Here is a 15,053-nt window from a genome sequence, read left to right on the forward strand (position 1 = left end):
TTACTGGTTTATTTCCTTTATCATTACACCTTCTTGGCTAATTCTTGAGTCAATTATTTTTGCACCAATGGTTGATAGTAAAATTCTTGCCCTTTCATCTTCTAAGCATATTGTTGAACCTCCTCCTCCACCGCCACTTATTTTACATCCTTTTAAGCCTAGAATTTTTGCAGTTGAAACCAGATTATCTATAGGAGGCAATGTCACGCCTAACGACATTAATAGCCCGTGATTAACATACATAAGTTCTCCTATTTCTTCTTCGTCTCCTTTCTCTATTGCAATTTTAGCCTTATTGACTGTTTTTCCTATGGACGAAATTAAGTCGTTAAATAAATCAGGATTCTTCTCCTTCAAACTTTTAACTCTTTTTAAAATCTCTGCTGTAGTTGCGATTCTTCTAATATATCCTGCTGTTATCCTTATTTCTCTCCTTATTTTTTCGTATCCTCCGCCCTTAGGGAAGTATATTAAACCGCCTAAAGAAGTAGTATACGTATCCATTCTACTACCTAAACCTTGCACTGTAAGCTCTATTTTATGAGAGATTTTTGCTATTTCCTCTCTGGTTAGTTCATAACCCAAATATCTAGAATATCCTCCTACTATGCCTACTATTACTGCAGCACTAGTTCCTAAGCCTACGGAAGGATCTACTGGAGATTCTATTTCTATTAATGCGTTTTTCCTAGTGCCGTACTCTTTTTCAAAGAAATTAATTGTTGACAGAGCATAAGAGAGAACTTTTGAAGTTTCCTCGCTTTCTAACTTCATTTCTTCTAAATCAACTTTTATTCCCTTAATTGATAAAGAATTCGATTTTAATATCATTTTATGGTATGGCACTATTTTTATTTTCATCTTCTCATTTATTGCCATAGCTATTGCCGGTTCTCCATAAACTACAGCATGTTCTCCAAATAGCGTCAACTTTAGAGGTACTTCAACTTCAATCAAACATTTTCACCGGAGTATTTTGTCTTAACATGAGAGGATCTTCATCCTTTATTATTGTGTATAATTCGTCTATAGTTAGGCTTTTTTGCTCATCTTTTTTCCTAATTCTAACTGTAAGAGTAGAAGTTTTAATTTCTCTTTCTCCAACTATTGCTACATAAGGTATCCAATCCATTCCTGACCTCCTAATTTTATTACCTAACCCGTCATCTTTGTTATCTATTTCTACTCTTACTCCTTTAGATAAAAGTTGGTTAGCAAACTCCTCAGTCTTTTCAAGGAAATCTTTTTTCACAGGCAATAGTCTTACGTGAATTGGAGAAATCCATAAAGGTAAATACGGTGTACTCATTGATTTTGCTTGAAGGAGAATATAATAAATTAAATTTCCTACCCAGATAGTAGTTTTACCGTCTTTTGACTCCCAGATTTTTAATGAGTTTTTAGAGTCCTTAAATTCTTTAGGGAAATCGAGCTGTTTCTCACCAAAGTAGATAACTTCAATTTTTGGATCCTCATTGATACACGGCAAAATTCTGCCAGAAGGTTTTAAATATCTAATTATCATTGTTCCTTCCTTTTCTTTTAATTCATCGTTAGATATTATGATACTGCTTGGCGAGAGTTCCTTCTTTAAATATTCTAGTGTTGCGATCTTCATGAAAGTAGCCTTAGGGGAAGAAGGGAAACCAAATTTGTTACAAATCTCCAGTTCTTCAGACTTGGAAAACTCTTCAGATTTTGTTATTCTTCTAGATAGTTCGCTCAATGGATGCCCGTAACAGCTTATGCTGAAAGCTTTATACCATCCAAAAGGAGCTCTATAGGTTTCTATTCCGCTATCTTTTAATTCCTTTTCAATTTCTTTAAGAGAAGATATTGCTACATCTGGTGAGGATAAGTTATTTGATAAGTGAGCGTAAGGGTAAATAATTACGCACGAGGCTTTAACTTTAGAAAAAATATCCTTAATATTTTCTACAGCTTTCCTTATAATTTCTTCATCATCACCCTTTTCTACAGTTGTGAAAACTACTAATGCATTTTCTTTTTTAAGAGAAGGCAAATAATCTTCTTCTGCTTTTTCTACAGCTTTTTCTTTAACTTCGTATGAAAAATTTGACGCATGAATGAATAGTTGAATCATAGTTGTATTTCTTGTCCATTTTCCGGAACTATAACTTCTACTCCTAATTCTTGCTTAACATGATCGGCAAAGTATTGTGCACTATCTGCAGAGGAATGAACTACTACTACTTTCTCAAGGCTCTTTGATGCCTTAAGTATTTGCATTAATTGATCTCTGCCTGCATGACTGGAAAAGTCGAATAGCTGTAGCCTAGCTTTTAATAATGGAGATTCTTCATCGAATTTTCCTAATTCAAGGAGTTTTCTGCCTGGAGTATTGTCTGCTTGATAGCTCACTAGGAATACTGCGTTCTTTGGATTATCTGCAATTTTCTTGAAATAATAAACTGCTGGACCTCCTTTTAGCATACCGGCACTGGCAACGATTACTCCGTTACTTTTGTAAGCTTTCTTCCTATCCTGCAACCCGTTGACGTAATGAAATTCGTTATATGCTTTTTTCAGTGCTTCATAATTATTAATATACTCTGGATTGTTGATCATTATTTCCATTATTGTCTTAACCATACCGTCATAATATACAGGATATGGAATATTTCTTTCAGCCAATAAAGATAAAATCTCCTGGCTCCTTGATAAGCTAAATGCTGGAACAAGTACTGTTCCTCCTTCTTCTAAAACTTCCATTATTGCGTTATAGAACTCGTCTTCAACGCTTTTTCTTTGCGGATGGTTAAATTTACCATAAGTTGCTTCTGTGACTATAACTCTTGAATCTCTCATTATATCGAGGTCTGCAGGTTTCATTAATTTTGTGTTAGTTATATTTATGTCTCCAGTATAAGTTACATCTCCTTTGTCAGTTTTTACTACAGTTATTGCACTGCCCGGTATATGTCCTGCGCTGGAGGTTTTTATCCTAAAAGAACCAACTTCAAACTCTTCATTGTACTTTATTGTGTTGAAATTGTCAAGCGTTTTCTTTACTTCTACCCACTCATAAGGAACTCTTGGTCCAGAAATCTTTAAGAAGTCCTTTAAGATTAATTCTCCTATTTCTTTCGTTATTGATGTCCCGTAAATTGGTTTACTTCCGGAAATTTGATAGATAGGCAAAGCACCTACGTGGTCTAAGTGTGCATGAGATACTATGAACGCTTTAACTTTTGAAGGCATTTCTTGCAAAGGAAAGTTGGGCGTATCGTCTGGGTTAAAGTTGACTCCATAGTCTAAAACTATACTTCCGTCTGGTCCGGCAACTTCTATAGCAGCTCTGCCTACTTCTTGTCCTCCACCTAATATTTTCAGATGATAACTCATTTGGTAAACATTGTTAACCGCAAATAATAAGTTTGTCCTATATAATATTAAATTATGAAAGTTCCAAAAGATCTTAAAGCTCTTCAAAGGATGGGGATTAAAGCAGAGAAGATAGATGCGTTGAGAGTTACAATAGAAACTCCAGACGAAATAATAACAATAGAATCCCCAATGGTGATGAAAACTAGTTTTGCTGGACAAGAAGCAATAGTAGTCTCTGGAGGAGAGACAAAAGTTGAAAAGAAAGGTGCACAGCAGAAAGTAGAAATTAAGGATGAAGATGTTAAATTCATCATGGAACAAACTGGAAAACCAGAAAATGAGGTAAGGGAAGCTTTAGTTAAAGCTAATGGAGATATAGCAAAAGCTATAATGATTTTGAATGGACAAGAGTCCTAAGGGATTTAATTAATTCCTCCTCATTTCTCTTAGTAGAGATTATAATGTTTATTCCTTCCTTGTCTGCAAGATCTATAGAAAGCGGATCCATTTTTAAAGGCCTATGAAGCACTACTACGTCAGGCTTAACTGGAGAAATTTTTAACGCTATTATTGGCGATCTTCCACTGGTTACTTTAGTGAAAACTATTACTCTATTGAAAACTAAGGATAAAAACTGGTAAAACTCCATTCCGCTTAACGCGGTAATTGCAGTTAAGCTATCTACTACAACGTAACCGTAAATCTTCTTTAGATTAATTGTAGAATTTAAAGGAATTCCGTCAACTGCTATTGTTAATTCGTCAAAACATATTGGAGTTTCAAAATCTCTCATATCCATTATAAATGGAAAATTTAAAGTGAACGATTTACTTAATTCTGAGATTACCTTGAATCCTCTTCTTTCGTCTATTTCTATTAAACCTTGCACAAATTTCTTTACAAATGCACTTCCAGGCTGTCTTCTACCTCTTTCGTAATCTGCAATAACTGTTTGCGAAATTCCAAGGACTCTGGCAAGTTCAGACTGAGAAATTCCGAACATCTCCCTCCATTTTTTCATTGATAAACCTATGTTAGAGCTCCATACTATGTCGCCTGCAATCCTCTTTGCTATTAACTCTATTACGTAATCACTAGCCATCAAAAATATTAAGAATAAGAGTAAATAATAAAGCGTAGGGCCCGTAGTCTAGCCAGGACTAGGATGCGACGTTCGGGTCGTCGTGATCCCGGGTTCAAATCCCGGCGGGCCCATAGAAAAAGTTTTAAAATATTTTAAGAGAAGATACAGAATGGGCCGGTAGCTCAGCCTGGAAGAGTGCTCGGTTGGCATCCGAGAGGTCCCGGGTTCAAATCCCGGCCGGTCCACTGTGGGAATACATCCCCACACCCCCTACTGCTAACATAAAAATCCACTATCTTATCTAATGGGCCAATGTAACGCTCTCTTACGTTACCTTCTTTGTCCTTCTCTATTAAGTAAGCATAATACTTCTTCCCTCTTTGACGAATCTTATATTGCCCGCTGAGAAAACCCTATAACCTATATTTATATTACGCCCCCTTTTCCGTCATATAAACTTTTAAGCACGGGGCTATTGCCCTGACGTTATTGAAATTCAATTAAAGTACTTAATTCTATAAAACTGAACCTTGATCTATTCATATACAGTTTATATTACTCTGAACGCAAATATTTCTCTTTTACCAGTCTTCATGCCTTTCTTAACTTTTACTATCGCTATATTATCTTTGATACTCACTTTGCCTCTTATCTTTGCGGACAAAATTTTTCCAGGGAAAACGTAAATTGCTTCGAATGGGTATTCAGTAATTTCATTTTCATATATATCTTCATACAAATTATATCCTAGCTTTAATCTTGCCTTAAAGGTAATGTAAAAATCTATCATAGGGTAATTTACGCTTAACAAGTTTATTTCTACCTTGCTTACTTTCTCATCTACTCTCCTTCTGTTAATCCTCAAGGTTTCTTGATTGAGATAATACTGCATATTTTCTTTTAATTTTTCCTTTTCTTCCTTGATTTTCTCCTTATCTAGCGAGGCATAATATCCTTCCTTATCGTAATAATAAAAAGTTGAGATAAACAATCCTTTACCGTTTCTGGCTATGGTGAAATATCCCTTGGCGTAAATTGGAATGACTTTTTCGCTCACAAGTATTAATAAACTTTCTTCCTCATCTCTTTTCATGAAACAAGTTTGCATGCGTTGTGGCAAAGAAAGGGAAGGTCTAGAATTGCGTTGTAAAAGATGTGGAGGTCCATTTAAAGTTGAAGTTGAAGATTTACCTTTCTCTAGAAACTTAAGAGATAATTTCCCTTACATAAAGTCTTGGATTTCTTTAGGAGAATGGAATACGCCTATGATAAAAAATGGAGATATCTATTTTAAGTTGGATTTTCTTAATCCTACGGGTTCTTACAAAGATAGAGGTTCTGTAACTTTAATTTCGTATTTGGCAGAGAATGGAATAAAGGCGATATCAGAGGATTCTTCTGGTAACGCTGGAGCTTCTATTGCCGCCTATGGTTCTGCTGCCGGAATGCTTGTTAAAATATTTGTTCCATCAACCGCTAGAGGGAATAAGTTAAAGCAAATAGAAAGCTATGGTGCAGAAGTAGTAAAAGTTGAAGGAAGCAGGGAAGAAGTAGCAAAGGCTGCTGAAAATTCTCCCTATTATTATGCTTCACATGTTCTTCAGCCTCAGTTTAGAGACGGTATAAGATCTTTAGCTTATGAAATTGTAAGGGATCTAGGTTGGAAGACTCCAGATAATGTATTTTTGCCTACATCAGCAGGTACTTTATTGCTTGGAGTTTTCGAAGGTTTTAGGCATATGTTTAATCAAGGTATAATAGCCAAAATTCCTAATATAATAGCAGTTCAAACTGAGCAAGTAATGCCTCTTTGTTCTAAAGTCAAGGGAATAAAATATACTCCGCCAGAGAAAGTAACGTCTATTGCTGATGCACTAGTTTCTACTAATCCTTTCCTTTTACCTGAGATGGTAGAGGTTATAAGAAAGTATGGTGACTGTATAGTAGTTAATGACGAGGAAATTTTAGACTCTTGGAAGGAACTAGCAAGGAAAGGTTTGCTTGTAGAATATAGTTCTGCAACAGTTTACTCTGCATATAAGAAAAGTAAGCCAGAAGGTCTCAGTGTTTTAGTGCTAACTGGTAATGGCTTGAAAGTTCTATAAAAATGTATATACAGATCTTTTATTCTTTAAATAGGATAAAACACGAATTATACTAGTAAGAGAATATAATGAAATCTTTTTATATTTTTTCCTTCTTTTAGCATGTGAGAAAAGCAAAGTGTTAAATAAAAAGAATATACTATTAAAAAGTATTTATGCAGATTATTAGAATTGCTTTTATTCAGTTTATACTTTCTTTTGTCTGATAGAGAATGGACACGAAATACCTAAAAATAATTAGTTTAGGTATTTTTGTAATTCCATTTCTATTAATGTTAATAACATCTGCCTCAACTACTAATGTTACTCAAGAAATACAATCATTAAATCAGTCTATAGCAGCATTAGCAAATAGAACTTCTGACTATCCACCAGCTTCTGTTCCGTCTTGGCTAAGCTTAGGTAGTAACGCTTGGATGCTAACTGCGGCAACTTTTGTAGGTTTGCAAAGCGTGCCAGGAGTAGCATTGTATTATGCAGGATTGTCTAAGAAAAAATATGCTGTAAATAGCGCACTAATGGTATTTTACGCATTTGCTATAGTTTTAGTAGTATGGATGATAGCAGGTTATAATTTTGGCTTTGGAAAGCCGACATTGGTTATAAATGGTTATGGAATATTGGGAACTCCATTACCTGCATGGCCAGGAACTTATGAAGCTTCTCAAACAGTTTATGGTCCATCTAATAGTATGCTCAATATTCCTACGTCGACCTATATATTCTTCCAATTTGTCTTTGCAGCAATAACTCCAGTACTTCTTGCAGGCGGTGTTTTAGAAAGAATGAACTTTAAAGCCTGGATGGTGTTTGTACCATTCTGGTCTTTATTAGTATATAGCCCAGTATCGTATTGGTTATTTGCTGGAGGATGGTTAAATCAATTAGGAGCAGTAGACTTCAGCGGAGGTTATGTAATACACGTTGATGCTGGAGTAGGAGCATTGGCTGCAGCTTTAGCTGTAGGGCCTAGATTAGCTTCTGAGAGAAAACTAGAAGCTCATAGTCTGCCTCTAATATTAGCAGGGGCCGGCTTAATTTGGCTTGGTTGGGACGGATTTAACGGAGGTGACCCTGGAGGAGCTACTATTGATGCTGCAATAGCTGTATTAAATACTAACATTGCTACTGCAGTAAGTGCCGTTACTTGGATGCTAATGGATATGGCTTTCTTTAAGAAGCCTACATTAGTGGGAGCTACTAGCGGTGCAATAACTGGTTTAGTTGCAATTACGCCAGCTGCAGGTTACGTTAATGGGCTATATTCCATAATTATAGGTATAGCCTCTGGCTCTATACCGTGGTTAGCTCTATATAAGCTAGAACCTAAGCTAAAAGTTGATGACACCCTAGGCGTATTTTCTACCCACGGTATTGCTGGTATTGTAGGCGGTTTGCTAACAGGAATATTTGCGGATCCCAACGTTACGGTATATGTAGATCCTACTCTTCGTGGAGCATTATATGGTAACTGGTATCAATTAGACATACAAGCTTTTGCTGCCGCAGTAGTATTCGTTTACGATTTCGCAATTACATTTGGTTTATTGAAGTTAATAGGGCTATTCATTCCATTAAGAGCTCCGCCAGAAACACTACAGATTGGAGATTATGCAATGCATGGTGAGGTAGCTTATTCTGACTTATTAGCAACATTACCAGCTGAACAAAAGCCTGTGGCAGAGAAGGTAGAAGAGGAGCCAAGCAAAAAGAAGGAAGAAGGAAAGTGAAATGGATTTTTATTAATTCTTTGCTAATATTTTTCTTCTTTCTTCTCCTCTTTCTTTTCCTTAAATATCAGAGAATATAAAGTTCATCACTTTTCAAGCCGCCCATCGTTCATCATTATATGGACCGGCCGGGATTTGAACCCGGGACCTCCCGCTTGCGAGGCGGGCACTCTTCCAGCTGAGCTACCGGCCCAAGTACTTTATTTACTTCTCTCTTTATTTACTTTTCTTCTTCTTCTAATTAACCTAAGATTCCTGCCTGTTAATAAAAATCTTCCAGAGGCTATTATACCTATTGCTCCGCTCATTGCTAATAGGTCTATATCTGTCACACTTCCTGTAAGGATCCCTATTATTATTTCTCTTAGGACGAAAGATAATGTAGCGTCCATTACGTATACTACGCTCCTTCCTTTTCCGTGGAAAAAGTCTACCACACTTAGGTAAACCTCTAGAAATACAATGATCAGTAGAGAATTTTCTAAGATTATTGAGACAACATCTATTAGGCTTATTTGAAATGACTCTATTGTTTGTGTTACTGTATATAATAGTACTATTATTAAGCCTATAATTAATAATATTTGTACAGTTATGGATGTTATCTTAATAACTAATTTGTTTAAGTTTTCTGAACTCAAGTTTTTGATTATTCCCTTTTTATTGGCATCGTCATGCAATGTATTCCACCAAAGCCGCCTGTGAGCTCTGAAACGTCAATCTCATCATAGTCAATTCCTTCATCCTTTATATCTTTTCTATTAGGGAAGAAATCTTTATTTGCAATATGCCTATTGTAGTCCTCTTTTACTTCATTTAACAAATTGTTATATCCTTTTCTTTCTAGATATTCCATAATGTTTATCATATTATTAGCTACTTTAGGAGATAGTATTCTACCATTTTCTATAGTAAGGAAATTTGTTGCATAAGATAATTGTTCTGCTAGGCTTATTTCAAGAATTCTGTATCCTTTCTTTTTAAAGAATTCTAAAAGATTTGTTCTTTCTTTCAGCGAGATTCCGTTTTCTTTTCTTTCATATATATGAGCTAAAGTTTTGCTTAAAATTGTAGAGTTACTAATAACTACTCCCTCTTTAGGTGAATTTAAATACATATCTAGGTGCATTGTGAGCATGTAGTCTTCAGTTTCCTCAATTTCTGGATTATATGCAATTACGATCTCATTAAAGTTTGTAAAATCTATTGCCTGCATTATTCCTGAAATGCTAGTTCTATCACCAGTTCCGAAAATCGCGAAATCCTTAAAAGGCATATAGTCTCCTCCTTCTAAAAATGCTGGCTCGCTTATTTCCTTTAGTGGCTTTTCAGAAAGAGCTTGGAATACTAATTTTATTATTTCAGTCTCTCTCATTCTTATCCTTTTGCTCATTCTTCCTATTACTACTCCTTTATCTGTAATTATAGCCTGATCTCTAGTAAAATATAGATTAGCTAATGGCTCTTCGTTGAGTATTCTAGTTACTGCCTCGTTGGTTCCTAATGCTTCATGAGAAAGCACTGTTGGATTAAGTAAAATAATATTAAATAAAGTATCAGAATCAAGTTTTTCCAAGTCTTTTTTAACTCTAGATAGGTTTTCTTCTGCTTTTCCATCTCCTTCATATTTTATGTAATTCAAAGCAATTTTCTCTAGTAGTTTCCTAAAATCCTTGTCGCTTTTTGCTTTCTCGTTAATTAATTCTTTTATTTTTAGTACTTCTATACTCATTTCTTTTAATTTATTAACCATTTGCTTGTGTTGATTTATTGCTTTCTCTATGTTAAACCTCCTCATGTAAAGGAATGCATCTGGATCTAGGATTCCATAAAACATTTCTATTCCAGGTTCGTGGACAAGTACTGTCCTAAGTTTTGACCATTCTGAAGTAATCCTAAGCATTATAGATAATCTATGTTCATAATATATAAAAGCGAAAATACTCCGATCTAATTTGAGAGAATGAATTATTCTATCAAATTTTCTATAAATTTTGAGATTTGCAAAAAATCATCTGGAGGGTCAACGTTATAGAATCCCTTAAATATTAAATCATAATTGAATTTTATACTAAATACATTGTTATGATAATTGGCTACATCTTTAATTTTGATGTCTTTTACCATATTTATTATTAAAGCTTCATCATAAATATCCTTATTTATGCTTGATAAGTATGATATAAGAGACGAAGTATAATTTAATGTGGATTTTATTATTATATCTTGTGGAATAGTAACACTAAATATGTAATTTTTAGTTTTTAATAAGGAATTAAAGATTTCGTATTCTATTTTTATCGATTTTGAATAAAAATGAATTGGGTATTCAACTAAAATAAGGCTATAATCACCTAAAATTTCTTTATATTTTAGTGTAATTTTTTCTAAATCAAGGTTATCATTATTAGAAATACGAGAAAATGATATTACTCCTACGTTTCCCTTATCTGCAAAATAACCGTCGTCTGCAAGTATATTATTTTGAATTCCGAAAAGTCTACTTAATGTTGCAGAATCAGTTAAATCAACTATAAGCGTCTTGAACTTGTCACTAAGTAATTTAGTTACGTAATAAATTATTGTGGATTTTCCTACACCGCCCTTAGGGCTTACGAAGGTTATTCTAATCATTTTATTTAAAGTTATGCTAGTATCTATATATTTTTATTTGTAATGATATAAACTTAACGATTTAATTGAAATATGCCTAGTAATATTAAGATTTATTGATGAGTGAACTCTCAGCAGTATTATTCAGTTTAATAATACTAGCTTTAAAAAAGAATATAGTAATTTACAATTAAGCCTATGGAAAGTATTTTTAAGAATTCTAAAGAATCTCACATATGGTTAAGCTTATTAATTGGAAAAAAGCTCCGCGTGAAGAAAGAATTAAAGCTAAAAGATTACTTAGAGAAGACGGTTATGACGTTTATATTATTTTGTTACAAAATAGGAAATTTGTAGAATATTTTAACTCTCATGATTTAGATTCTGGAGAGAAACTATTGATAAGAAAGGAAAGGAAAGGCAATGTTATGAAGGAAATAAAAAGATTAAGGGAAGAAGGATTTTCAATTAAACTCGTTATTTTCTCTTTATAGTTTCGTTTAACTTTAATGCAATTTTTAATATAGCAGGATATATAAATATTCTTATAATAAAAGTATCGAGAAGAGCAGCTATTGCAATTCCTATTCCTAATTCTGCTATTGGTTTTATAGGATCTATTGCTAGGACTCCAAATGATGCCGCTAATATGACGCCTAGAGCAGTCACTGCTCCCGCAGATATTGAAATTGCCCTTACTATGCTTTCTATACTTCTTTCCTTTTCTATTTCTTCTTTTACTCTTGTTAATATGAATATGCTATAATCATTACCTAATCCTATCATTAGAACGAATATTGTAATTGGAATAAAGAATAGGATGCCGTTAGCCGATCTAAAGAACAAATAAATTATCGCTAATGATAAAGTTATACTAAGTAATATAGTACCCACTGCGCCGATTGAGATTTTAATTGATCTTAAGAAGACTGCTAACGATATTACTAAAATTATTGGTAAAATTATTATTAACATCTCATAATATGGTAATAAATAGTCTAATGCGTCTATCACTGATGCAGTCGTTCCGCCAACATAGCCATGATAAGGGTTAACAATTTTTTGAATAGTTAATACAAGTTTTTGGGCTTGTTGTGTGTAAGTCCCGTAATTCATTATTACTGTAACTAATAAGGTCTTGTTGTTTGTTCCTAGATTTTCTCTGATTTGGTGTAAAATCTCTGGAGTTATAGTCCCGTTAAAGTTACAAGGTACTGGGCCTATGACCTGCTTTACTCCGCTTAGCTTTGAGATATTTTCCTCTATCTTTGCTATTTGAATAAGCAATGAGGTATTGACGTAAGTAGAATTCATAACAGTCTTCGATTCATTAAAAACTATTAAGACAGGATTTACAAACGATTGTCCAAACGCGTTTTCTAGGATTTTTAATCCTTTCACTGCAGGTATGTTAGGTAAACCTGAGGTAAAATCTAATGATAACGGTATACTTAATATGAAAGCTAAGGCTATTAGCCCTATAATTACTGAAATTGCTAAAGTAGTCTTTGGTTTTCTCATTGTTATTCTAGCTATATTTCCAAGTGACTTGTTTTCATAGAATGACAAATGAGAAGGCCAGAAGATCCTACTACCCATTTTTCCATATATTATTGGTAATAAACTTACTGCAATTAATACAGTTATTGGTACCGAAAAACCAATAGTTAATCCCCAAGTATGCAAATATGGAATAAACGATAAGGAAAGGAAGACTAGGGTTACAGCACTTCCGCTTATTAATATTGCTTTCCCAGACGTTTTTACAGAAATTTCCATTGCTTCTTCTTTATTCCTTCCTTTTGACAGTTCTTCTTTAAACCTACTTAGGAGGAAAACACTATAGTCTGTTCCTATACCTAAAAGTACTGAAATCATTGGTTCAATAACCTGGAAATCTACTGGATGATAGAATTTTCCTACAAGTGTTACAATTGCCATTCCGAAAATTACCGATAGTGCTATGATTGAAAGAGTTATTATTGGAGCTATCACACTTCTAAAGTATATTCCAGTAATTAATAGAAGCGCTATAAAAACTAAGGCAAAAGTTATTGCTTGTCTCTGGCTTTCTGAGCCACTCAACTCTTGAACTAAGGGAGCAGGTCCGGTTAAGTAAAAATTATCAAAACCACACTTACTTAGTTTACTTTGTATTTGGCAAGAAATTACGCCATCTGGATATGTGCCATTCTTAAAATTATAATTTGGACAGTATTTTGTGTAAACAAAAATTACTGAAACGTTTTTTGCTTCATAAGTTGATGTAAATTGTGCTGGAGGAGTTATTAGGAAGAAGACTGTCTCATTTCTAGTTAATAAGTTTTGAGGAGACACATTAAAAAGGCAAGTATAGTAAATGGGAATATGAAGATATTGAGATATTTCTTCTTTTAATTCTTGAGAGGATATATTTCCTTTATTCTCCTCAATTATCTTATATCCGGTATAATTTATTTCCTTGCCTAGTATTTCATCATATGCTAGATAAGCATTTATTATACTTTCAGTTTTACAAACTCCGTCTATTTCGTCAATTATTTTTACAGCCTTGTAAACCTCTTGAGGAGTGGAATTTATTAGAACTACGTCGATAGAATTGTTAACGTTTCCTCCGTGAAAATATTCTGAAAGTAGTTCTTGGGCTTTTGCTGCAGGATAAGAGGAGGGTATTGTTGTGTTTTCATTATAATTTAGATAATTTGATGATTGTGAAGATAATAGTATAGCAATTAAAATTCCTATTATCCATAGTACTATAACCAATTTTCTATTCATAATATAAAACGGTAAGACGGAGGTTAAAAATGTTGTGAAAACTTAGCGTTTTTAATATGCAAGCACCGATATAATTAACATGAGAATTACTGTCAACACTCAAACACCTCCTATTAGATTTAGGTTAAGCTATAAAGATATCGTAGAAAAATACGGTGAATTGGATTTACCTTTAGATATTTCTACGTTGAGTTCCGAAGACTACTATATTTCTGTAGGCGGAGTAGCTAGAATGATGTTAGGCTTAATAGATAAATTTGGAGGTAAGGCTAAGTGGGTAGCCCTAGGCCCAGGATACCCTCCTTATGTTAAGATGAATAATATTGACGTTTACTTTGTTGATTTAGATCCTAAATCTTTAGGTGGTTATACTAGGTTTAAAGAAGGTATATATAATGAATCGCATGGTATAGCTAGATATAACCTTAATGGTAGAGATTATATTGACTACGCTACATATAACTGGCTATCTGCACAGAAATTACTTGAGTTGTATTCTGATACAGACGTATATTTTATTAATGATTTTCAACAATTATTAATAGGAGGAATAATTGGACCTTCGGCCCCGGCAGTTTTATGGTACCACATACCTTTTGTTCCGGAAATGCTTAATGAAAAGTTAAGGAATTTCCTTATTAGGTCTTTTGAAGGGTTTGATGCAGTAATAGTAAGTACTAAAAGAGATCTTGAAGGTCTAGTAAGAACTGGAGCTAAAGTAAAAGTTAAGCAGATATACCCGTACATAGATCCTTCGTATTATAATACTAATGTAAATAAATCTGACGTTGAAAATGTTGAGAGGAAATTTGGAATTAATGATGATGATAAAGTAGTTTTAGTTGTAGCAAGAATGGATCCTATAAAAAGTCAGGATGTAGCAATTCAAGCTATTAAAAACCTTGACGTAAAACTTGTTTTAGCAGGAGATGGTAGCTTTACTAGTAAAAGTCTAGGTCATGATAAAGCTAGTATATGGAGTAGAAAATTAAGAGAACTAGCTAGGGATCTAAAGATAGAGAATAAAGTAATCTTTACCGGTTACGTGAGTGATGAAGAACTAATGGCATTATATAAAAGGGCTAATGCCGTTGCGTTGCCTTCAAGAATTGAAGGATTTGGATTAACTGTATGTGAAGGCTGGCTTTTTAAGAAGCCAGTTGTGGTAAGCAAAGGTGCTGGCGTAAGTGAATTAGTAATAGATGGAGGTAATGGTTATACATTTAGAACTTATGAAGAGATGGCAGAAGGAATATCTAAGGCATTGAAAGAAGAAGATAAACTTGGGAGTTTAGGCTATGAAACTGTGAAAAAATGCCTAATCGATAATGAATTCGATAGTATAAAAGCGGTCTTAGAAGAGGCTGCTTCAGAATATTAATTTAAACTAGATTT

The 15,053-nt window shown here is 33.9% G+C and carries 14 protein-coding genes, 3 tRNA genes and 1 pseudogene; 7 read left to right on the forward strand and 11 right to left on the reverse strand.

Going from position 1 to position 15,053, the window contains the following annotated elements; genetic code table 11:
• From mvk to D1866_RS02285, 3 genes are read right to left on the reverse strand one after another with little or no spacing between them, the layout of a single operon-like run.
• Entirely contained in the window at positions 1-957 is a 957-nt protein-coding gene (gene mvk, locus D1866_RS02275) for a mevalonate kinase (RefSeq protein WP_152941154.1), read from the reverse strand.
• The gene (locus D1866_RS02280) at positions 950-2,104 is read right to left on the reverse strand and encodes a threonyl-tRNA synthetase editing domain-containing protein (protein WP_152941156.1); all 1,155 of its coding nucleotides are present in this window, start codon (positions 2,102-2,104) and stop codon (positions 950-952) included. The genes mvk and D1866_RS02280 overlap by 8 nt, the downstream gene beginning before the upstream one ends.
• Complete coding sequence (locus D1866_RS02285; protein WP_152941158.1) at positions 2,101-3,366, reverse strand: MBL fold metallo-hydrolase; 1,266 nt, start codon at positions 3,364-3,366, stop codon at positions 2,101-2,103. Before D1866_RS02285 ends, D1866_RS02280 begins: the two co-directional genes overlap by 4 nt.
• A 54-nt stretch (positions 3,367-3,420) precedes the next feature.
• Between D1866_RS02285 and D1866_RS02290 the strand changes: the two genes are divergently transcribed.
• Positions 3,421-3,765, forward strand: coding sequence for a nascent polypeptide-associated complex protein (locus D1866_RS02290; RefSeq protein WP_152941160.1), 345 nt, complete (start codon positions 3,421-3,423; stop codon positions 3,763-3,765).
• On the opposite strand, the gene D1866_RS02295 is transcribed toward D1866_RS02290, so the two are convergent.
• Positions 3,734-4,450, reverse strand: a complete 717-nt coding sequence (locus D1866_RS02295) for a helix-turn-helix domain-containing protein (protein ID WP_152941453.1) — start codon at positions 4,448-4,450, stop codon at positions 3,734-3,736. The two genes, D1866_RS02290 and D1866_RS02295, sit on opposite strands and share 32 nt — an antisense overlap.
• Before the next feature lie 37 nt (positions 4,451-4,487).
• Here D1866_RS02295 and D1866_RS02300 point away from each other — a divergent pair.
• Together D1866_RS02300 and D1866_RS02305 are read left to right on the forward strand one after the other, a co-directional pair.
• A tRNA-Pro gene (locus D1866_RS02300) sits at positions 4,488-4,563 on the forward strand.
• Positions 4,564-4,603: 40 nt separating this feature from the next.
• Positions 4,604-4,677, forward strand: a tRNA-Ala gene (locus tag D1866_RS02305).
• Positions 4,678-4,710: 33 nt separating this feature from the next.
• Here D1866_RS02305 and D1866_RS02310 read toward each other — a convergent pair.
• Together D1866_RS02310 and D1866_RS02315 are read right to left on the reverse strand one after the other, a co-directional pair.
• Positions 4,711-4,821 (reverse strand): annotated as a pseudogene (locus D1866_RS02310) (putative integrase); the annotation flags it as partial.
• Between the two features lie 161 nt (positions 4,822-4,982).
• Complete coding sequence (locus D1866_RS02315) at positions 4,983-5,489, reverse strand: hypothetical protein (protein ID WP_231136356.1); 507 nt, start codon at positions 5,487-5,489, stop codon at positions 4,983-4,985.
• Positions 5,490-5,523: 34 nt separating this feature from the next.
• Between D1866_RS02315 and D1866_RS02320 the strand changes: the two genes are divergently transcribed.
• Both D1866_RS02320 and D1866_RS02325 read left to right on the forward strand, forming a co-directional pair.
• A complete protein-coding gene (locus tag D1866_RS02320) occupies positions 5,524-6,537 on the forward strand; it encodes a pyridoxal-phosphate dependent enzyme (protein WP_152941164.1) in 1,014 nt (337 codons plus the stop codon).
• 212 nt (positions 6,538-6,749) lie between these two features.
• Entirely contained in the window at positions 6,750-8,267 is a 1,518-nt protein-coding gene (locus D1866_RS02325; RefSeq protein ID WP_152941166.1) for an ammonium transporter, read from the forward strand.
• A gap of 120 nt (positions 8,268-8,387) precedes the next feature.
• On the opposite strand, the gene D1866_RS02330 is transcribed toward D1866_RS02325, so the two are convergent.
• The 4 genes from D1866_RS02330 to D1866_RS02345 form a co-directional block, all read right to left on the reverse strand.
• Positions 8,388-8,460 (reverse strand) — tRNA-Ala (locus tag D1866_RS02330).
• 7 nt (positions 8,461-8,467) lie between these two features.
• On the reverse strand, positions 8,468-8,947 hold the full coding sequence (locus tag D1866_RS02335; protein WP_231136357.1) for a phosphate-starvation-inducible PsiE family protein: 480 nt from the start codon (positions 8,945-8,947) through the stop codon (positions 8,468-8,470).
• Positions 8,917-10,170, reverse strand: a complete 1,254-nt coding sequence (locus tag D1866_RS02340; protein ID WP_152941168.1) for an arginine deiminase family protein — start codon at positions 10,168-10,170, stop codon at positions 8,917-8,919. Before D1866_RS02340 ends, D1866_RS02335 begins: the two co-directional genes overlap by 31 nt.
• A gap of 65 nt (positions 10,171-10,235) precedes the next feature.
• Positions 10,236-10,901, reverse strand: a complete 666-nt coding sequence (locus D1866_RS02345) for a ParA family protein (protein WP_152941171.1) — start codon at positions 10,899-10,901, stop codon at positions 10,236-10,238.
• Positions 10,902-11,116: 215 nt separating this feature from the next.
• Between D1866_RS02345 and D1866_RS02350 the strand changes: the two genes are divergently transcribed.
• The gene (locus tag D1866_RS02350; protein WP_152941173.1) at positions 11,117-11,374 is read left to right on the forward strand and encodes a hypothetical protein; all 258 of its coding nucleotides are present in this window, start codon (positions 11,117-11,119) and stop codon (positions 11,372-11,374) included.
• Here D1866_RS02350 and D1866_RS02355 read toward each other — a convergent pair.
• Positions 11,358-13,658, reverse strand: a complete 2,301-nt coding sequence (locus D1866_RS02355; protein WP_152941175.1) for an MMPL family transporter — start codon at positions 13,656-13,658, stop codon at positions 11,358-11,360. The two genes, D1866_RS02350 and D1866_RS02355, sit on opposite strands and share 17 nt — an antisense overlap.
• A gap of 79 nt (positions 13,659-13,737) precedes the next feature.
• On the opposite strand from D1866_RS02355, the gene D1866_RS02360 reads away from it, so the two are divergent.
• A complete protein-coding gene (locus D1866_RS02360; protein ID WP_152941177.1) occupies positions 13,738-15,039 on the forward strand; it encodes a glycosyltransferase family 4 protein in 1,302 nt (433 codons plus the stop codon).
• Positions 15,040-15,053 lie beyond the last annotated feature (14 nt).

It is taken from the genome of Acidianus ambivalens (assembly GCF_009729015.1).
Taxonomy (GTDB): domain Archaea; phylum Thermoproteota; class Thermoprotei_A; order Sulfolobales; family Sulfolobaceae; genus Acidianus; species Acidianus ambivalens.

Coding starts and splice junctions, on each gene's coding strand:
- D1866_RS02280 (WP_152941156.1), bottom strand. CDS start 2,104: ATGATTCAACTATTCATTCATGCGTCAAATTTTTCATACGAAGTTAAA.
- D1866_RS02285 (WP_152941158.1), bottom strand. CDS start 3,366: ATGAGTTATCATCTGAAAATATTAGGTGGAGGACAAGAAGTAGGCAGA.
- D1866_RS02290 (WP_152941160.1), top strand. CDS start 3,421: ATGAAAGTTCCAAAAGATCTTAAAGCTCTTCAAAGGATGGGGATTAAA.
- D1866_RS02295 (WP_152941453.1), bottom strand. CDS start 4,450: ATGGCTAGTGATTACGTAATAGAGTTAATAGCAAAGAGGATTGCAGGC.
- D1866_RS02320 (WP_152941164.1), top strand. CDS start 5,524: ATGAAACAAGTTTGCATGCGTTGTGGCAAAGAAAGGGAAGGTCTAGAA.
- D1866_RS02325 (WP_152941166.1), top strand. CDS start 6,750: ATGGACACGAAATACCTAAAAATAATTAGTTTAGGTATTTTTGTAATT.
- D1866_RS02340 (WP_152941168.1), bottom strand. CDS start 10,170: ATGCTTAGGATTACTTCAGAATGGTCAAAACTTAGGACAGTACTTGTC.
- D1866_RS02345 (WP_152941171.1), bottom strand. CDS start 10,901: ATGATTAGAATAACCTTCGTAAGCCCTAAGGGCGGTGTAGGAAAATCC.
- D1866_RS02350 (WP_152941173.1), top strand. CDS start 11,117: ATGGTTAAGCTTATTAATTGGAAAAAAGCTCCGCGTGAAGAAAGAATT.
- D1866_RS02355 (WP_152941175.1), bottom strand. CDS start 13,658: ATGAATAGAAAATTGGTTATAGTACTATGGATAATAGGAATTTTAATT.
- D1866_RS02360 (WP_152941177.1), top strand. CDS start 13,738: ATGAGAATTACTGTCAACACTCAAACACCTCCTATTAGATTTAGGTTA.